Origin of the sequence: Thioclava sediminum (assembly GCF_002020355.1) — a bacterium.
Taxonomy (GTDB): domain Bacteria; phylum Pseudomonadota; class Alphaproteobacteria; order Rhodobacterales; family Rhodobacteraceae; genus Thioclava; species Thioclava sediminum.
Window position 1 is genome coordinate 1 of sequence record NZ_MPZV01000005.1, and the last position, 18,193, is coordinate 18,193.

An 18,193-nucleotide genomic window follows, 5' to 3' on the forward strand; every position below is an offset into this window, starting at 1 on the left:
GATATGCTCCGGTCCGCATCGATCATCGACCAAACCGCCCGCATATCTCTTCAGATATCTATCAATGTCAAAGAGCGTGAGGCCAAAAAGAACCGGAAGCGCTTACTTTGTAGCGCAGCCCGCCCTCAAACCTCAGTAGTGTTCGTTGCCGTCCGTGTCAGCGTTGCTGGCCCTTCCGGCGCCCCGTTGCGGTGTGTGCCGCTTCGGTGAGAGGCGTTCTACGCATAGCGACCGGGGTCCGCAACAGGTTTTTTCATCTGATCGTCACTTTTTTCTCGATACCCTTATTTTCTTGGTCAAAAAAGCGGCGAAAAGCAAAGGGGATGGGCTTGGGGCCGATGGGCAGACACGGAATCGCTCGATACTGCCCCGGGGTCACCCGATTCCGTTTCGCGCAAATCACCCGAAATCGCCCTGATGACCGGGTGAATCGCCCCCTTCTTTTCGGTGAATCGCCTCCCCTGCCCTCACACCTCCCTGGAATCGCAAACGCCGCCCCCGGAGGAGCGGCGTTCGGCAGTGTTGAAGAGGGCGCGAGGTCAGGCGCGCAGAATTCTCCCGCGCGCTTTCCAGATCGCAGGGATCAGCATCACCGCGTAGATCGCAGCCAGGATCACCATCAGCAGCCAGATCCGCGTGAAGACCATCCCCACCGCGATGACCGTGCCGATCAGCAGCACACCCACCGCGCGGCGCGGAATGCGCATCGCTTTGGGCGAGAAGGTCTTGATCCGCGAGATCATCAGCAGACCGACAAAGCCCAGCCAGACCGCCACGACCACCGGCACCGCACGCGCATCGCCGAGATCGGCGAAGCTGATGAACATCGGCAATAGCGCGAGCCCTGCCCCTGCGGGTGCGGGCACACCTGTGAAGTGGCGCATCGACTCGGGCTCGGCGCGCATCACGTTGAACCGCGCAAGGCGCAGACAGGCAGCACCGGTATAGACCAGCACGAAGACCCAGCCGAAAGCGTGCGTCTCCCCCAGGGCGAAGCGATAAAGCAGAAGCCCCGGCGCGACCCCGAAGCAGAGGAAGTCGGACAGGCTGTCGAGTTCCGCTCCGAAATCCGAGGACGCATTGAGTCGCCGCGCGAGCAACCCGTCCATCCCGTCGATCAGCGCCGCGAGCAGGATCAGCACCACCGCGCTCTCGAACCGGTCATCCATCGCGAAACGGATCGAGGTCAGGCCCAGCCCCATCCCGGCAATCGTGACGAGGTTCGGCACCAGCTGCAGAAACGGCAACCGATCCTTTTCATGCGGGTCGAGTTCGTGGTCTTTCATCGCGCCCTCCTCGAGCCTCTCTTACCGAATGCCGCCGGAGCGCGCTTGTTCCGTGCTTTCGAGATCGGCGATCACGGTTTCGCCCGCGACCATGTTCTGGCCGATGCAGACGAGCGGGTTCACCCCTTCGGGCAGGTAGATGTCGAGACGCGAGCCGAACCGGATCAGACCGAAGCGCTCGCCGGTCATCAGGCTCTGGCCTTCCTTCGACCAGCACAGGATGCGCCGGGCCACCAGCCCTGCGATCTGCACCACCCCGTATTGGCGCCCGTCGGGCAGCGTCACGGCAAGCCCGTTGCGCTCATTGTCCGAGCTCGCTTTGTCGAGCGAGGCATTGAGGAATTTGCCGGGGCGATAGGCGACCTTCGAGATCCGGCCCGCGCAGGGCAGCCGGTTCACGTGGCAGTTAAAGACCGACATGAAGACCGAGACGCGGGTCATCGGCTTGTCGCCAAGGCCCAGCTCCGCCGGCGGCACAGCCGGCTCCAGCAGAGAGACCACGCCATCGGCGGGCGAGACCATCAGCCCCTCGCGGGTGGGCGTCACCCGCGGCGGATCGCGAAAGAAGTAATAGCACCAGACGGTCAACCCGACCCCGATCCAGCCCAGAGGCTCCCAGATCAGGAACAGGATGAAAGTGATGCCCGCGAAGATGGCAACGAACTTGCGCCCTTCGGGATGCATCGGTTTGACGAAGGTGGAGAGCATGGAGACGGACATACGGGCCTCTTGAACTGTTTGCCCGTGCTTACCCCAGTTGCGCGGCGATGGAAACGGGGCGGGAAACGGACGCCGGAGGGCGGCCCTATCTCCGACTCTTTCTGTCGGATTGACATTTCCGACAAAACTACTCACCTATAGGCGGACAGGAATCCCCCTCCCCGGAAACAGGGCGCACGACCATGATCATCTGCCATTGTCAGACCATCACAGATCGCGACATCCACGCCGCCATCGACTGGATGCGAGCCTCGGACCCGAATACGATCATCACCCCGGGCAAGATCTATCACGCACTCGGGAAGCGGGCCGATTGCGGCGGATGCATGCCGCTCTTTCTTTCCACGATGCGCAAGAATACCAATTTGAAAGTGCCGGTCGAACTGACCGGGCTGAGACAGGCACCAATGGAAGGAAGACGACATGAAGGGCGACGCTAAGGTTATCGACTATCTCAACGCAGCTCTGCGCAGCGAATTGACGGCCGTTTCGCAATACTGGCTGCACTTCCGGATGCAGGAGGATTGGGGCCTTGCCGCGATGGCGAAGAAATCGCGCGAGGAATCCATCGAGGAGATGCATCACGCCGACAAGCTGATCGCGCGCATCCTGTTCCTCGAAGGCCATCCGAACCTGCAAAAACTCGACCCGCTGCGCATCGGCGAAGGCCCGCGCGAGACGCTTGAATGCGACCTCGCAGGAGAGCATGACGCGCTGACCCTCTATCGCGAGGCGCGCGACCATTGCGAAAGCGTACGCGATTACGTCTCGAAGGATCTGTTCGAGGAACTGATCGCGGATGAGGAAGGCCATGTCGATTTCCTCGAGACGCAGCTCGATCTCTACGACCGCGTGGGCGCGCAGAATTACGCCCTGCTCAACGCCGCCAAGATGGACGAGGCGGAGTAAACCCTGCCCCTCGCAGGTCGAAGATGCTCGAAGGCGCTCCGAACGGGGCGCCTTCTTCTTTTTGCGGGCAAAAGATCGGGGGCGCCGGGGGCGGAGCCCCAAACGAAAAGCGGCCCCCGAATGGGAGCCGCTTTCCAAATCGTATCTCGCGAAGTTTAGCGCTTCGAGAACTGGAAGCTACGACGGGCTTTCGCACGACCGTATTTCTTACGTTCCACAACGCGCGAGTCGCGGGTCAGGAAGCCTGCGGCTTTCAGAGCCGGACGCAGCGAGGGATCGTAGAGCTGCAGCGCTTTCGAGATGCCGTGCTTGACTGCACCGGCCTGGCCCGAGAGGCCGCCGCCTGCGACGGTCGCGTAGACGTCGAACTGGCCGTCCACGTTCGCCACGCCGAAGGGCTGGTTCACGATCAGCTGAAGCACGGGACGCGCGAAGTACTTGTCCATCGCCTTGCCGTTCACTTCGACCTTGCCGGTGCCCGGCTTGACCCAGACGCGGGCGACCGCGTCTTTACGCTTGCCGGTGGCATAGGAGCGGCCTTGCGCGTCGCGCACGGGCTCACGGGGCGTGGAGGTTTCGGTTTCGGTGGCGCCAGCGTTGTCCGAGCCGGTCACGACCGATTTCAGATCGTCGAGGGTCTTGATATCGTCGGCCATGATCAGCTCCGGGTGTTCTTCTTGTTCATCGACTTGACGTCGAGAACTTCAGGCTGTTGCGCTTCGTGCGGATGCTCGGCACCAGCGTAGACACGCAGGTTCGCCATCTGTGCACGACCCAGACGGTTGCGCGAGATCATGCGCTCGACCGCCTTCATAACCACGCGCTCGGGATGCGCGCCCTCGAGGATCTGACGCGCGGTGCGCGACTTGATCCCACCGGGGTGGTTGGTGTGCCAGTAGTAGGTCTTGTCGTCACGCTTCTTGCCGGTCATCTGCACCTTGTCGGCGTTGATGACGATGACGTTGTCGCCCATGTCCATGTGCGGCGTGAAGGTGGCCTTGTGCTTGCCACGCAGACGCATTGCGACGATCGACGCGAGACGGCCCAGCACGACGCCTTCAGCGTCGATGATGACCCATTTCTTCTCGATCTCCGCGGGTTTTGCGGTGTAGGTTTTCATCTGTGATCTGCCCTTGTGGGGTATTTCGAATTCTGATGCGGGCTTTTGCGCGATTCCGGACGCGTTTTCAAGTGCATCGTTTCGGAATTTTTCCAGCAAAAACAATACGGTAAAAATTAGGTATCAAAATACCCCATCTCTTGACGTGATGTTGGGCCGGGTTGGGGGCTCTGCCCCTGGCGCATTCGCGCCTCCCCCGGGATATTTAAACCAAGGCGAAAGCGCATAGAGCGTAGCACCCCTACCCCATCGCCCGCGGCGGGATCGAATAAGTCATGCTCGCGCGCGCAACGGGCCGGTCGTCGCCCTCCGAATAGATCAGCGCATCGCCTACCGCGAGCACGCGGCCCAGCTTGAGTACCCGGATCTTCGCGATCAGGTCGGCCCCAGCGGCGGGCTTGCGCATGAAATCCATGCTCGCATTCGTCGTCACCGCCAGCGCCACGCGCCCGATCCGCGCGAGGATCGCGATATAGATCCCGACATCGGCCAGCGCGAACATGTTCGGCCCCGAGACCGTGCCGCCGGGCCGCAAATGGCGCTCTTCCACCTTCAGGCGCACCACGAGCTCGTCCTCATCGAGCGCGTCGATCGCGAAGTCGCCTTTCACCTGCGGAAACGCCTCGTCGAGAAATTCCGCGAGCTCGCCGCGATCCATTGCCAGCGCCATGCGCCCTCCCCTTTTCTTGTCCCTCGCTCGCCCCTAGAGTTTCGCCAAAGAGGAGGAGTTTCAATGACCGATCTGGTGATCCGCGAGGATAATGGCGCGGTGGCGCATCTGACGATGAACAGCCCCGGCAGCCTCAACGCGCTGTCCGATGCGATGCTGGCGGCGCTCAAGGCGCGGTTTTCCGAGCTGGCCGAGGATACCGGCGTGAAGGTCGTGGTGCTGCGCGGCGCGGGCAAAGCGTTTTGCGCGGGCCATGACCTCAAGGAGATGCAGCGCGGGCGCGAAGCCGAGGATCAGGGCCGCGCCTATTTCGCCGATCTCTTCTTCCGCTGCGCCGAGGTTATGCAGATGATCCCAGCCCTGCCGCAGCCGGTGATCGCCGAGGCGCATGGCATCGCGACCGCCGCCGGCTGTCAGCTGGTCGCGTCCTGCGATCTCGCCGTGGCGGCCGAGGGCACGCGGTTCGGGGTGAACGGGGTGAATATCGGGCTGTTCTGCTCGACCCCGATGGTGGCGCTGTCGCGTAACGTGCCGCGCAAGGTGGCCTTCGAGATGCTCACCACCGGCGAGTTCATCGATGCCGCCCGCGCCCGCGAGGTCGGGTTGGTCAATCGCATCGCGCCGCATGAGGAGCTTGGCGCCGAGACCGAGAAGCTCGCGCAGACCATCGCAGGCAAGCTGGGCGCCGCCGTGAAGATCGGCAAGCGCGCCTTCTATGATCAGGCCAATATGGACCTCGCGCAGGCCTATGAGCACACGGCCGCGGTGATGGTCGAGAATATGCTCTGGCGTGATACGAAGGAAGGCGTGCAGGCCTTCATCGAGAAGCGCAAGCCGGACTGGGCCGAATGAGGGGGCGGAGTAAACCCGCTCAGCCCACGACCATATCGTCGCGATGGATCAGCGCCGCGCGGCCGGGATAGCCGAGGATCTCCTCAATCTCGCCCGAGCGGTGCCCCGCGATCAGCCGCGCCTCGTCACCGGTATAGCGCACGAGCCCTTTACCCAGCACCGCACGATCCGGCCCCGCAATCGTGACCGGATCGCCGCGCCCGAAGCGCCCGACGACCTTGGTGATCCCTGCGGGCAGCAGCGACTTGCCAGAACGCAGCGCGTTGGCGGCCCCCTCATCGACGAAGAGCTCGCCCCGCGGCTTCATCGCCGCGATCCAGCGTTTGCGCGCCGCCTGCGGGTCGCCCTCGGGCAGGAACCAGCTGCAGCGCCCGCCCTGCTCCAGTGCGGCCACCGGATGCTCGGCAAAGCCTTCTGCGATCGCCATCGCACAGCCGCCCGCCACCGCAACCTTCGCGGCCAGCAGTTTCGTCTTCATCCCGCCCTTCGAGAGGCCCGAGACGGGATCGCCCGCCATCGCCTCGATCTCGGGGGTGATGTGTTCGATCACCGGCAGATGCTCGGCGCTCGGGTCGGTCTTGGGGTTCGCGGTGTAGAGCCCGTCGACATCGGACAGCAGGAGCAGTTGATCCGCCCCGATCGTCACCGCGATCTGGGCGGCCAGCCGGTCATTGTCGCCGAAGCGAATCTCGTCGGTCGCGACCGTGTCGTTTTCGTTCACGATGGGCACGACGCCGAGGCTCAGCAGCGTCTCCAGCGTCGCGCGCGAATTGAGGTAGCGGCGACGGTCCGCAGTGTCTTCCAGCGTCACCAGAACCTGCGCGGTGCTCACATCATGCGGCCCCAGCACTTCCTCATAGGCCCGCGCGAGGCGGATTTGCCCCACCGCCGCCGCGGCCTGGCTCTGCTCCAGCGGCAACGTGCCGCCCGCGAGACCGAGCACCCGACGCCCCAGCGCAATCGAGCCGGAGGAGACGATCACAACACCCGTGCCGCGGGCGCGCAAAGCCGCCACATCGGCGGCCAGCGAGCGCAGCCAATCCGCACGCAATCCGCTCTGATCGACGAGAAGCGCCGATCCGATCTTGATCACCAGACGCTTCGCCTGCGCCAGAGCGGGCGCGCTCACGGTTGCCATGCTCCGCCCTCGTCCTCCGGCTTCGGCTTGTCCTTGGCGATCTCCGCCCAAAGCGCGCGCAGCACATCCGGCACGCCCTTCTTCGACACGCCCGACATCAGCATCACGCGCCCGCCCGACGCCTCTTCCAGCTCCGCCTTGCGCTCGGCCAGCGTCTCTTCGTCAATCGCGTCGATCTTGTTGAGCACGGTGACGCGCGGCTTCTGAGCGAGGATTTCCGAATAGGCCTCCAACTCGCCGATGATCGTGCGCCAATCCTCGACCGGGTCCTCCGCCGTGCCATCCACCAGATGCAGCAGCACCGAGCAGCGCTCGACATGGCCCAAAAACTGATCGCCCAGCCCCCGCCCTTCGGAGGCGCCTTCGATCAGCCCCGGAATATCGGCCACCACGAATTCGCGCCCGTCGATACCTACAACGCCAAGATTGGGCACCAGCGTCGTGAACGGATAATCCGCGATCTTGGGCCGCGCGTTCGAGGTCGCAGCCAGGAAAGTCGACTTGCCCGCGTTGGGCAGACCCAGAAGCCCCGCATCCGCGATCAGCTTCAGGCGCAGCCAGATCGTGCGCTCGACACCTTCCTGACCGGGATTCGCGCGTTGCGGCGCTCGGTTCGTGGAAGATTTGAAATGCAGGTTGCCCCAGCCGCCATTGCCGCCCTTGGCGAGCAGCACGCGCTGACCCACCTCGGTCATGTCGGCGATCAGTGTCTCCTGATCCTCGTCGAGAATCTCGGTGCCGACCGGCACTTTCAGCACGACGTCATCGCCGTCCTTGCCGGTGCATTGGCTGCCCATGCCGTGCTGGCCGGTTTTTGCGAAGAAATGCTGCTGGTAACGGAAATCGATGAGGGTGTTGAGCCCTTCGACCGCCTCGATCCAGACCGAGCCGCCCTTGCCGCCGTCGCCGCCATCGGGGCCGCCGAATTCGATATATTTCTCGCGCCGGAACGAGACGCAGCCCGCGCCGCCGCCTCCAGAGCGGATATAGACCTTGGCGAGATCGAGGAATTTCATGGTCAGGCCCCTTTCATCAAGGCGCCGGGATAGCTGCCCGCGCGCGCAGGATCAAGCGCCGCGTGGGGGCGCGGCCCCCACACCCCCGGGATATTTTCACCAAGAGGAAGGGGAATGCGGGTCGCGCGGCGGGGTCTCGCAGATCATGTCGAAGTGCCGGAGCTTGCGCCCCAGCGCCCGGTTTTCCTGAAGCGACTCGCCATTGGCGCGAAATCCGAGCTTTTCGAGCACCCCGCGCGACCGGTGATTGCCTTCGAAATACCCCGCCACTAGCGGCCGCGCGTCCGGGGCGTCGAAATGCACAGCGATGACGGCGCGGCCGGCCTCGGTGGCATAGCCATTGCCCCAATGATCCCGGCCCAACCAATAGCCGAATGCGCCGACCTTTCCGATCACTCCACAAAAATCGCCTTGTCGCGTGATTCCCCAGACTCGCCCGAAATTCTCGCGATTGGCGGCGACGAATGCCTCGGCATCGGTTCTGGTGTAGGGATACGGCATCTTCGCGAGCCAGCGCGCGACCTCGAAATCATTCGCGGCACGCGTGATCGCATCGACATCTTCCGAAGTCAGGGGACGCAAGACAAGGCGCGGCGTGTCGATCCGGTGCATCTTCCTCTTGGCCCAAATATCCCGGAAGGGTTCGGGAGGGCAGCGCCCTCCCGTCCACGCTCTCGGCCTGCGTTACATCTTGCGCAGATAGGTCCAAGTCGGAACATGGCGACCGCGCGCGAGCGACCAGCTTTCTGCATCGCCCAGATACTCGAAGCCGCAATTGGTCAGGACACGGGCCGAGCCCGGATTGTCCTGAAACACCTCGGCGAAGAGAGTGCGGGACTTGTGCGGGTTCGCCTCGATGATGGCGGCGACCGCTTCGGAGGCGAGGCCCGTATTCCAGAACCCCGGTCCAACCCAATAGCCGATCTCGGACTGGTCGTCGTCGAGACGGGTCAGCGAGACGACACCCAGAAGCTCGCCCATGCCATGACGCGAGCCATCGATCGCCCAGACGTCTTCGACGCGGTCTTCGGCCTGTGCGCGCGTTATGAAATTCTCGGCCGTGCCGGGCGGCAGCGGATGCGGGATCGCGCGAGTGCCTTCGGCGACACGTTTATCGCCGGAATACATCTCGATCAGACCGGCATCCGAACGCCGCAGCGGGCGCAGCACGAAGCGCTCCGTTTCGATCACGGGTTGGGTGGAAATCGTCTCCTGGTACATGGGCGCTCCTCCTCGAAACGCGGACGAACCGGCGGCTCCTCCTGCCGTGCGGTCCTAGTAAATAAATAGGACAGTAGGATGACGATACATCCCCCGACCCGGTAAATTTTCTCGCCGCGTTTGCAAACATTTGCGTGCTGCAGTGCAACGAGAAAGGGGACCGGCCTTTCAGCCGATCCCCCGATTTTGTGACACTTTCGTCGGTCGGGTTACTCGGCGGCCTCCGCAGCCGGGAGGACCGATACGAAGGTGCGGCCCTTGAGGCCTTTATGGAAGGTGACGCGGCCTTCAGCCGTTGCAAAGATGGTGTGATCCTTGCCGAGGCCGACGCCCTCACCCGGCCACCACTTGGTGCCGCGCTGACGCACGATGATGTTGCCCGGGATCGCAGCCTGACCGCCGAACAGTTTCACGCCAAGACGACGACCCGCAGAGTCGCGGCCGTTACGGGATGAACCGCCTGCTTTCTTGTGTGCCATGGGTGTCTCTCCTTATTTCGCGAGCTCTTTGGCCTGCTCGACCCAGTCGGGCTTGACCTTGGTAGCTTCAAAGGTTTCGGGATCGACCGAAGCGAGCTGAGCGTAGGTGGTGATGCCAGCTTCGTTCAGCTTCTTCTCGGCCGCCGGGCCGAGACCGGTGATGACCTTCAGATCGTCCGCTTCCGCGACGGCGGCATCAGCCTTCGGCGCGGCTTTCGGAGCAGCAGCGGCCTTGGCGGGCTTGTCCGGAGCGGCTTCGCCTTTGCCACCATGCGCTGCACGACGTGCGATCGCGGTGCCGACGGCTTCCTTCACGCCCGACTTGTCGCCGCCGGTGGCGAGGACGTCGGTGACGCGCAGCAGGGTCAGCTGCTGACGGTGACCACGGGTACGCTGCGACGAGTGCTTACGACGACGCTTGTGGTAGGTGATCACCTTGTCGGCCTTGATGTTGTCGATGACTTCCGCCTGCACGGCCGCACCTTCGACGAGCGGGGTGCCGAACTGGGGCTTGTCGCCGCCGACCATCAGAATCTCGTTGAACTGGACTTTATCGCCAGCTTCGGCTGCGAGCAGTTCCACGCGGAGCAGATCGCCCGCCTGAACCTTGTATTGCTTGCCGCCGGTCTTGAGGACCGCAAACATGGGTCTTTCCTTTTCTTCATCCGCGCCCTGTGGCCCCTGATCGGAGTTCGTTGGACCTGTCGGCCCGCCGTCGGACTGCGCGCTCCTCATGGGAGCGAAGTTGCAAAAACGAGGCCCGGCGGAAAGAAGACTCTCCGCCGGGTCGGGCCGATATCGGGGATCAGCCCCCATCTGTCAAGGAAAAACGAGGTTTTATCCGCAATCGCTCCAGCGGGCGAGCGCCTCCGCCGCAGAGAGCCTTCGCCCCTGCGCACCCGCCTGCCCCGGCGTCGCCGAGAGGCGCGGCGCGGGCGCAGGCTGGGCGATGCCGTCGAGGTCGACATACGCCTCCCGCGCGGCGTTCTGCGGATGCGCGATGGCCTCCGCGATCGACAGCACCGGCGTCGCGCAGGCATCGCTGCCCGCGAAGACCTCGGCCCAGTCATCCCGGCTGCGAGTCGCGAAGCGCTCAGCAAAAGCGTTACGCAAGGCTGGCCAATTCGCACGGGCTTCACGCTCAGGCAAGTCCTGGGGCGCGAATCCCAACCCCGCGATCAGTGCCGCGTAGAATTGCGGCTCGAGCGCGCCCACCGCCATATGCCCGCCGCAGGCACATTCGTAGACCGTGTAGAACGGCGCGGCCCCGTCGAGCAGATTCGCCTGCCGCCGATCCGTCCACGCCCCCTGCCCGGCCATCCCGGTGATCATCGCCATCAGATGCGCCACCCCGTCGGTGATCGCGCAATCGACGACCTGCCCCCGCCCGGTCTCTCGCGCGCGCCACAGCGCCGCCAGCATCCCGAAGGCCAGATAAATTCCGCCACCGCCGAAATCGCCCAGAAGATTGAGCGGGATCGCAGGTGCCTCTCCACCCATCGCATGCAGCGCCCCGGTCAGAGACAGGTAATTGATGTCATGCCCGGCTGTTTGCGCAAGCGGCCCCTCCTGCCCCCAACCGGTCATCCTTCCATAGACCAGCGCCGGATGATCGGGGAAATCGTTAGGCCCCAGCCCAAGCCGCTCCATCACGCCTGGCCGCATCCCTTCGATCACCCCATCGGCGCGGGCGATCAGCGTGCGCACCGCCTCGCGCCCGGCGTCGGATTTGAGATCCAGCTCCACCACGTCGCGGCCCCGGTCGAGCACGTCGACCTCCAACCCCAACACATGGTTCTCGGCCCCGCCCGAGCCGGGCCGCGCGATGCGGATCACCTCGGCCCCGAAATCGGCCAGACACATCGCCGCAAACGGCGTCGGCCCCAGCCCGGAAATCTCGACAATGCGCAGCCTGCTGAGCGGTCCCGTCCGCTTGGCCCCCGTTCGCTTGGTCATGCGCCCCTCCTTATTGCCCCGTCAGAGGGGCTCTGCCCCGCTGGCTCCGCCAGCCCCCGGGATATTTCTGCCAATCCGAAAAAGAATGCCCTCCCCTTCGGCTTGGATCAAATATCCCCGCCGGAGGCATCCGACCGCGCCGCGGGCGAAGGGTCTAGGCCTCTTGCGCCTTCTCTTCGAGCTCGAGCCATTCGACCTCGGCTGCGTCGAGCGCCGACTGGCGGTCGCTCAGCATCTCGGTGGCCTTGACGAATTTCACAGGCTCGCGGGTGAAGAGATCGGGATCGGCGAGCAATTCGTTGATTTTCGAAATCTCGTGCTCGAGCTTCTCGATCACGCCTGGCAGCTCCTCCAGCCGATGTTTCTCGGTAAAGCTGAGGCCGGATTTCTTCGGCGCAGCTTTTTGGGGCGCGGCGGGTTTCGCCTCTGCCTTGGGCGCATCCTTCTTCGGCGTGGGCTTGGCCTCCGGCGCGGACTCGGCCTTCTGCGCCTGATAATCCGACCAGCCGCCCGCATAGACGGTGGCCCGCCCGTCGCCTTCCATCGCGATGGTCGTGCTGGCGACGCGGTCGATGAAATCGCGGTCGTGGCTGACCAGCAGCACCGTGCCGTCATATTCGCCCAGCAGATCCTGCAGCAGATCGAGCGTCTCCACGTCGAGATCGTTGGTCGGTTCGTCGAGAATCAGCAGGTTCGACGGTTTCGCCATGATCCGCGCCAGCAGGAGCCGCGCGCGTTCACCACCCGAAAGCGACCGGATCGGGCCGCGCGCCTGTTGCTCGTCGAAGAGGAAGTCCTTCAGGTAGCCCACGACATGTTTCGGGGTGCCACGCACCATCACCTGATCGGAGCGCCCCTTCACCGCCATGTCCGGGTCGTTCACCAGCCCGTCCCACAGCGTCTGCTCGGGATTGAGCGTGGCCCTCGCCTGATCGAAGACGGCGATCTCGAGATTCGTGCCCAGCTTCACCGCGCCCTCATCGGGTGCGACCTCGCCGGTCAGCATCTTCAGAAGGGTCGTTTTGCCCACACCGTTGGGACCGACGAAAGCCACGCGATCCCCGCGCAGCACGCGCAGGTCGAAATCCTTCACGATCTGCTTGTCGCCATAGCGCTTGGACAGGCCCGTGGCCTCGATCACCCGCTTGCCCGACTGCTGGCCCGAGTCGAGCTCCATCGCGGCCACGCCCTGCCGCTTGATCTGGCCCGCGCGTTCGGCGCGCAGCGCCTGCAATGCGCGCACGCGGCCCTGGTTGCGCTTGCGCCGGGCCGAGATACCCTCGACCGCCCAACGCGCCTCGGCCTTGATCTTGCGATTGAGTTTGTGGCGGGCGTCGTCTTCCTCCGCCCAAGCCTTTTCGCGCCATTCCTCGAAGGTTTCGAAGCCCTCTTCATTGCGGCGCACTTCTCCGCGGTCGATCCAGAGCGTGGCCCGGGTCAGCGCGCGCAGGAAGGCGCGGTCGTGCGAAATCAGCACAAAAGCCTTGCGGGTCTCCTTCAGCTGGTTTTCCAGCCAGGCGATCGCCTCGATATCGAGATGGTTGGTGGGCTCGTCGAGCAGCATCAGCTCCGGCCCCTCGGCCAGAAGCTTGGCCAGCGCCGCGCGGCGACGCTCGCCGCCCGAGGCGGTCTCGACCAGGGTCTCGGGTTTGAACTTCAGCCCCTCTGCGACCATCTCGACCTTATAGGCCTCGGCGGGGTCCAGTTCGGAGGCGGCGAAATCGCCCAAAGTCGCGAAGCCCGACAGGTCAGGCTCCTGCTCCATATAGCCCACCGAAATGCCCGGCGGCACGACTCGCGTCCCCGAATCCGGCTCTATCAGCCCGGCCATCACCTTCATCAAGGTGGATTTGCCCGAGCCGTTTCGGCCCACCAGCGCGACTCGGTCGCCTTGCTGGACGGTGAGGGAGAGCCCTTCGAAAACGGGATTGCCGCCGAAGGTGAGCGAGATGTCGGAAAGCTGTAAAAGCGGTGCACGTGCCATGCTCGCGAGCTAAGCGGGCCTTGGCGAAAGGTCAATGGGCCATGCGCGATGCAGCCCTCATGGGCGCCCGCGCCCCCTTCCCCTTGGAACAAATATCCCCGCCGGAGGCCTCCGCCCTCTCAAGCCGCCCTGCCGCCCGGCTTATTGCGCCAGCGCCCGCAAGCTACGTCGCCGCGCCTCAGGGATCGCGGCAATCTCCAGCGCGGTGAAGACGTGACAGGTGTCGAGGTCGCGGTCGATCACCGCGTGATCCGACACCCAGCCGCCCATCCCGAGATAGGAACGTAGAAGCGGCGGCAGCGCGCTGACATCGCCGGCCTCCCCCGCCAGCGCCGCAGGATAGCCCACGCGTTCGGGCGCTTTGGGCCGGGGGCGCAAGGTAGCAGGGCCCAAAGCGCGGGATGCGAGATGGGCGAGCCCTGCGCGATGCGCCTGCCAGTCGCTGCCCGTGAACGAGGAACATCCGATCAGCAACCCGGCCCCGCTTTCCTCGGCAATCCGTGTGATCGCGGCCCAGCCCAGACGCAGCACGTCCGGGTCGCGCAGCCCCGGACGGGTGCAGAAGCGGCCTAGCTCGAGGATCGGTCCGGCCCATTGGGCGAGCGGCGCGAGATCGTAGAATTGTGCGCAATAGCCCTCGGGCAGCGCCGCCCCGTCCTCCAGCAGCAAAAGCCGCGCGGCAGCGGCGGGTCCGTGATCGTCGCAAATCAGGATGTGACGGCAGAGCGGGTCGAAGCGGTCTGCATCGGAAGCCCCGGCCCGAAACGCATCGGCGCGCAGGCGCAGCACCGCCTCGCGGTCATCCGGACTTTGGGCCTCGCGGACCTGATAGGCGCCTTTTGCGAAACTCAGGGACATGCGACCTCGCGGGTCATGGCGGCGGCCGGCTACCGGCCGCCCCGCCGCGATCAGTTGTCGCCGAGAACCTGACCTGCATTGATGCGACCGATCGAGCCCATCAGCTGACGCAGGAAGCCGATACCCTTGACCTTGCTCTCGGTCACACGGCGCGACAGCGTCACGACCTCACCCTTCTCGAGACCGAAGCGTTCGACATTGGTGACGACGCCATTGTCGTTGAACGACACGGCGACGACTTCCCGGCTGATTTCCTCAGGGGCGTGCCAGGTCACGGTTTTCCAGCGCGAACCGACGTAATACCAGCCCGAGCCTTCCAGAAGCCCGGTCGAGCTGGGCCGCCCGATCGCGGCTGCGACATCGTCACGCGTGCTCTTGCCGACCTCGATCTGAGCGAGGTCTTGGTCAATCGGCACATAGCCGTGGTTACGGTAAATCGGAGAGCAGGCGCCCGCGAAAAGCACCACGCCGAACGCGATAAACAGCATGGCCTTGCGCATCATAGAACCGATCCCCACCTGCAACCCCCTATTGCCTCTGACACTTCGGACTTTTAGTGACGCTTACATCATGACTGCGCCGCCCTCAAGCGCTAGAGCGCGCCGATTGGGCACTCGGGCGCATGCAAAGGGTCGCAGGACAACACCGAGCGACCCAAAACAAGGAGCCGGACATGACACAGACCCCCGTCGATCCCGACCTGCCCGCCGCCCCCGAGACGATCTGGAGCGAGCCGATGCGGCTGGCCGATCTGCCCAGCCGCAAGCCCACGCGCTTCGACATCGAAGCCAAGGGAGAGCGGCTCAAGGCGATTGCCGACTGGGCAGATATTCGCGACGTCGAGGCGCTGCGCCTCAAGGGCGAGCTTGCGCCGAAGGGGCGCTCGGACTGGGAATTGCGCGCGACCCTCGAGGCCCGCGTGGTTCAGGATTGTGTGATCACCCTCGCCCCGGTCACGACCGATATTCGCGAAGAGGTCGTGCGGCGTTATCTCGCCGATATGGAGATGCCGACCTCCGAAGAGGTCGAAATGCCCGAGGATGACACCGCCGAACCGCTGCCCACGACGGTGAATCTCGGCGTGGTCGCGCTCGAGGCGATGGAGCTGGCCCTGCCGCTTTATCCGCGTGCAGCAGACGCGGAGCTGGAAGGCGCGCAGGTCACCGAGCCGGGCGCCGAGCCGCTCAGCGACGAGCAGATGAAGCCATTTGCCAATCTGCGCGACTTGCTTGCCAAGGGCGAAAACGGTAAGGGCGACGCATAGTGGCAGACGCGGTTTCGCACCGCCCGAAACCGCTTGAAAAATGGCCGGAAAAAAGGCTTGCACGGAAAAAGAATCCGAGTATGTTCCCGGCCTCATTCGACGTTTGGCTTCGCACCCCGAGAGACGCTTTCGGCCAAGTGACGAAACCACAAGGAAAATCAGGGCTGTAACGCCGCAAACACGGGCTACTGGCCCCCGAAACCCCGAGGTTGAGACATGGCTGTCCCTCAGAATAAAGTCACGCGTTCGCGCCGTAACATGCGCCGCGCCCACGACTCGCTTACCGCTGGCAACCCGGCGGAATGCCCCAGCTGCGGCGAACTCAAGCGCCCGCACCACGTCTGCCCGTCCTGCGGTCACTACGCCGACCGTGAGGTCGTCGCTCTGACCGAAGAGGTCGATCTGGACGACGACGCGGCGTAAGCCCGTCGACCCGCGCCGCACGTCATGCAAGATACGCAGGACCAGCCGCAGTCGGGATCGCAGATGAAGGCCGCAGAAATGCGAGCCGCCCAGAAGGGCAAAGCGCCGGCGAATGCCGGCGCTGTCGTTCTGTCCGTCGACGCGATGGGTGGTGATCTTGGCCCCGAAGCCACGATCGCCGGCGTCGCGAAGGCGCATCGCGCTCACCCCGATTTGCATTTCATCATCCACGGCCCGCGCGCGCAGCTCGAACCGCTGATCGCCAAGCACGATCTTGGCGACTGTGTCGATCTGCGCCACGCCGAGCGAACCGTCACGATGGAGGACAAGCCCGCGCAGGTTCTGCGCAACGGGCAGGACACCTCAATGTGGTCGGCCATCGAATCGGTGCGCGACAAGGAGGCCGATGTCGCGGTCTCCTGCGGGAATACCGGGGCGCTGATGCTGATCTCGATGATGCGGCTGCGCAAAATGCCGGGCGTGAACCGTCCGGCCATCGCCTCCTTCTGGCCCTCCCGGGGGCCTGCGGGCTGGAACGTCATGCTCGACATGGGCGCCGACGTGAAAGCCGATGCGGAGGATCTTCTGACCTACGCCCTGATGGGCACCTCCTACGCGCGCAACGCGCTGGGACTTGAGCGTCCGCGCATCGGCCTGCTGAATATCGGCACCGAAGAGCACAAAGGCCGCCCCGAGCTCAAAGAAGCCTATGAGCTGATCAGCAACGCCCAAGAGGCGGGGCAGTTCGACTTCGCGGGTTTCGTCGAGGGTAACGAGCTGGCCGGCGCACGCGCCGACGTAATCGTGACCGACGGTTTCACCGGCAATGTCGCGCTGAAAACCGGCGAGGGCACCGCGAAATTCGTGGCCGAGCTCCTGCGCGAGGCGCTGACCTCTTCGGTGATGTCAAAGTTGGGCGCCCTCTTCGCGATGGGTGCGCTCAAGCGCCTGCGGCACAAGACAGATCCGCGCCGCGCCAATGGCGGCGTCTTCCTCGGCCTCAACGGCACGGTCGTGAAATCGCACGGCTCGGCGGATGCCACCAGCTTCGCCGCCGCGATCGAACTGGCCGCCCGTCTGGCACGCTCGGGCTTCGGCGCGAAGCTTGCCGCACGGGTTGCCACCACCCTTCCCTCGGGGCAGGATGAGACCAAATCCGGCGCGCCATCAGCCGCCGAGAAAAGCGAGAGCAGCCAATGACGATCAGATCCGTGGTGCGCGGCGTAGGCCATTACCTGCCCGAGCGCGTTGTCGAGAACGCCGAGTTCGAGAAAACGCTCGATACCACGGATGAATGGATTCGCGGGCGTACCGGGATCGAGCGTCGCCACATCGCCGCCGAAGGGGAGTATACCTCCGATCTCGCGATCAAGGCCGCGGAGGCCGCGCTCGAAGACGCGAATATGAGCGTCGACCAGATCGACGCGATCGTCGTCGCGACCTCCACGCCCGACAGTACCTTCCCCTCCGTCGCCACGATGGTTCAGGCGGGCTTGGGCTCGACCACGGGCTTTGCCTATGACGTGCAGGCCGTCTGCGCGGGCTTCATCTTCGCACTGACCAATGCGAACGGGCTGATCCTGTCGGGTCAGGCAGAGCGCGTGCTGGTGATCGGCGCCGAAACCTTCTCGCGGATCATGGACTGGACCGACCGGGGCACCTGTGTGCTCTTTGGCGACGGCGCAGGCGCGCTGGTCCTCGAGGCCGCCGAAGGCACCGGCACGGCGAATGATCGCGGCATCCTGTCGTCTGATCTTCATTCCGACGGGCGCTACAAGGACCTGCTCTATGTCGATGGCGGGGTCTCCACCACCGGCACGGCGGGCCATCTGCGCATGCAGGGCAACGCGGTCTTCAAACACGCGGTCACCAAACTGGCCGAGACCGCGCACAAGGCGCTCGATAAGGCCGGGCTCACGGGCGAGAACGTCGACTGGATCGTGCCGCATCAGGCGAACCTGCGTATCATCTCGGCCACGGCCGAGCGGATGCAGCTGCCGATGGACCGCGTAATCGTCACGGTTCAGGACCACGGCAATACCTCCGCGGCCTCGATCCCGCTGGCCCTCTCGGTCGGCAAGCAACGCGGCCAGATCAAGGAAGGCCAGGTGCTGGTCACCGAGGCGATCGGCGGCGGTCTGGCATGGGGCTCGGTCGTCCTGCGCTGGTAAGCGCGGCCTCTCTGCATTCGTTTTACGCGATACCCGCGCAAACGCGCGTGAGCCCGCGCATCAATCCCGTCCGCCAAGTGCTTGATATTGACTCGGGAATTACGGTCGGTCACTGTTAGCCAAACT

Annotated in this window: 22 protein-coding genes; 7 read left to right on the top strand and 15 right to left on the bottom strand. The window is 64.5% G+C overall.

Features of this window, described 5'->3' with window-relative positions; genetic code table 11:
* Positions 1–539 precede the first annotated feature (539 nt).
* Together pssA and BMI91_RS17630 are read right to left on the bottom strand one after the other, a co-directional pair.
* Positions 540–1,286: a CDP-diacylglycerol--serine O-phosphatidyltransferase gene (pssA, locus tag BMI91_RS17625; RefSeq protein WP_078606088.1), complete on the bottom strand. Its 747-nt coding sequence runs from the start codon at positions 1,284–1,286 to the stop codon at positions 540–542.
* A 21-nt stretch (positions 1,287–1,307) separates the two neighbouring features.
* Positions 1,308–2,006: a phosphatidylserine decarboxylase gene (locus tag BMI91_RS17630; protein ID WP_078547370.1), complete on the bottom strand. Its 699-nt coding sequence runs from the start codon at positions 2,004–2,006 to the stop codon at positions 1,308–1,310.
* 182 nt (positions 2,007–2,188) lie between these two features.
* On the opposite strand from BMI91_RS17630, the gene BMI91_RS17635 reads away from it, so the two are divergent.
* The gene (locus BMI91_RS17635; protein ID WP_078606089.1) at positions 2,189–2,446 is read left to right on the top strand and encodes a (2Fe-2S)-binding protein; all 258 of its coding nucleotides are present in this window, start codon (positions 2,189–2,191) and stop codon (positions 2,444–2,446) included.
* Positions 2,430–2,915 (top strand): bacterioferritin, encoded by a 486-nt coding sequence (gene bfr, locus BMI91_RS17640; protein ID WP_078542760.1) that lies wholly within the window; start codon positions 2,430–2,432, stop codon positions 2,913–2,915. Before BMI91_RS17635 ends, bfr begins: the two co-directional genes overlap by 17 nt.
* 155 nt (positions 2,916–3,070) lie before the next feature.
* Here bfr and rpsI read toward each other — a convergent pair whose 3' ends face one another.
* The 3 genes from rpsI to BMI91_RS17655 form a co-directional block, all read right to left on the bottom strand.
* Positions 3,071–3,571 (bottom strand): 30S ribosomal protein S9, encoded by a 501-nt coding sequence (gene rpsI / locus BMI91_RS17645; protein WP_078522796.1) that lies wholly within the window; start codon positions 3,569–3,571, stop codon positions 3,071–3,073.
* 2 nt (positions 3,572–3,573) lie between these two features.
* Entirely contained in the window at positions 3,574–4,035 is a 462-nt protein-coding gene (gene rplM / locus BMI91_RS17650) for a 50S ribosomal protein L13 (protein ID WP_078522797.1), read from the bottom strand.
* 241 nt (positions 4,036–4,276) lie between these two features.
* Entirely contained in the window at positions 4,277–4,705 is a 429-nt protein-coding gene (locus tag BMI91_RS17655; RefSeq protein ID WP_078606090.1) for a PaaI family thioesterase, read from the bottom strand.
* 63 nt (positions 4,706–4,768) lie between these two features.
* Between BMI91_RS17655 and BMI91_RS17660 the strand changes: the two genes are divergently transcribed.
* Positions 4,769–5,557, top strand: a complete 789-nt coding sequence (locus BMI91_RS17660) for an enoyl-CoA hydratase (RefSeq protein WP_078601860.1) — start codon at positions 4,769–4,771, stop codon at positions 5,555–5,557.
* A 19-nt stretch (positions 5,558–5,576) separates the two neighbouring features.
* On the opposite strand, the gene proB is transcribed toward BMI91_RS17660, so the two are convergent.
* The 10 genes from proB to BMI91_RS17710 all read right to left on the bottom strand — a co-directional run bounded on the left by proB (position 5,577) and on the right by BMI91_RS17710 (position 14,697).
* Complete coding sequence (gene proB, locus BMI91_RS17665; RefSeq protein WP_078601859.1) at positions 5,577–6,695, bottom strand: glutamate 5-kinase; 1,119 nt, start codon at positions 6,693–6,695, stop codon at positions 5,577–5,579.
* Positions 6,683–7,711 (bottom strand): GTPase ObgE, encoded by a 1,029-nt coding sequence (gene obgE / locus BMI91_RS17670; RefSeq protein ID WP_078601858.1) that lies wholly within the window; start codon positions 7,709–7,711, stop codon positions 6,683–6,685. The genes proB and obgE overlap by 13 nt, the downstream gene beginning before the upstream one ends.
* A gap of 96 nt (positions 7,712–7,807) precedes the next feature.
* Positions 7,808–8,323 (bottom strand): GNAT family N-acetyltransferase, encoded by a 516-nt coding sequence (locus BMI91_RS17675; protein WP_078606091.1) that lies wholly within the window; start codon positions 8,321–8,323, stop codon positions 7,808–7,810.
* 72 nt (positions 8,324–8,395) lie between these two features.
* Positions 8,396–8,932: a GNAT family N-acetyltransferase gene (locus BMI91_RS17680; protein WP_078571786.1), complete on the bottom strand. Its 537-nt coding sequence runs from the start codon at positions 8,930–8,932 to the stop codon at positions 8,396–8,398.
* Positions 8,933–9,141: 209 nt separating this feature from the next.
* Complete coding sequence (gene rpmA / locus BMI91_RS17685) at positions 9,142–9,411, bottom strand: 50S ribosomal protein L27 (RefSeq protein WP_075775480.1); 270 nt, start codon at positions 9,409–9,411, stop codon at positions 9,142–9,144.
* A gap of 12 nt (positions 9,412–9,423) precedes the next feature.
* Positions 9,424–10,056, bottom strand: coding sequence for a 50S ribosomal protein L21 (locus BMI91_RS17690; RefSeq protein WP_078606092.1), 633 nt, complete (start codon positions 10,054–10,056; stop codon positions 9,424–9,426).
* A 192-nt stretch (positions 10,057–10,248) separates the two neighbouring features.
* Complete coding sequence (locus BMI91_RS17695) at positions 10,249–11,367, bottom strand: CaiB/BaiF CoA transferase family protein (protein ID WP_078606093.1); 1,119 nt, start codon at positions 11,365–11,367, stop codon at positions 10,249–10,251.
* A 154-nt stretch (positions 11,368–11,521) separates the two neighbouring features.
* Complete coding sequence (locus BMI91_RS17700; RefSeq protein WP_078606094.1) at positions 11,522–13,351, bottom strand: ABC-F family ATP-binding cassette domain-containing protein; 1,830 nt, start codon at positions 13,349–13,351, stop codon at positions 11,522–11,524.
* Between the two features lie 141 nt (positions 13,352–13,492).
* Positions 13,493–14,209 carry a GNAT family N-acetyltransferase gene (locus BMI91_RS17705; protein ID WP_078606095.1) on the bottom strand — a complete coding sequence of 239 codons (717 nt, stop codon included), beginning with the start codon at positions 14,207–14,209 and terminating at the stop codon, positions 13,493–13,495.
* A 50-nt stretch (positions 14,210–14,259) separates the two neighbouring features.
* Positions 14,260–14,697 carry an outer membrane protein assembly factor BamE gene (locus BMI91_RS17710; protein ID WP_244176676.1) on the bottom strand — a complete coding sequence of 146 codons (438 nt, stop codon included), beginning with the start codon at positions 14,695–14,697 and terminating at the stop codon, positions 14,260–14,262.
* 185 nt (positions 14,698–14,882) lie between these two features.
* On the opposite strand from BMI91_RS17710, the gene BMI91_RS17715 reads away from it, so the two are divergent.
* The 4 genes from BMI91_RS17715 to BMI91_RS17730 all read left to right on the top strand — a co-directional run bounded on the left by BMI91_RS17715 (position 14,883) and on the right by BMI91_RS17730 (position 18,067).
* Entirely contained in the window at positions 14,883–15,473 is a 591-nt protein-coding gene (locus BMI91_RS17715; RefSeq protein WP_078522809.1) for a YceD family protein, read from the top strand.
* Between the two features lie 216 nt (positions 15,474–15,689).
* On the top strand, positions 15,690–15,896 hold the full coding sequence (gene rpmF, locus BMI91_RS17720) for a 50S ribosomal protein L32 (protein ID WP_078522810.1): 207 nt from the start codon (positions 15,690–15,692) through the stop codon (positions 15,894–15,896).
* Positions 15,897–15,974: 78 nt separating this feature from the next.
* A complete protein-coding gene (plsX, locus tag BMI91_RS17725; RefSeq protein WP_078522910.1) occupies positions 15,975–17,096 on the top strand; it encodes a phosphate acyltransferase PlsX in 1,122 nt (373 codons plus the stop codon).
* Entirely contained in the window at positions 17,093–18,067 is a 975-nt protein-coding gene (locus BMI91_RS17730) for a beta-ketoacyl-ACP synthase III (RefSeq protein WP_078522811.1), read from the top strand. The genes plsX and BMI91_RS17730 overlap by 4 nt, the downstream gene beginning before the upstream one ends.
* The last annotated feature ends 126 nt before the right edge of the window (positions 18,068–18,193 follow it).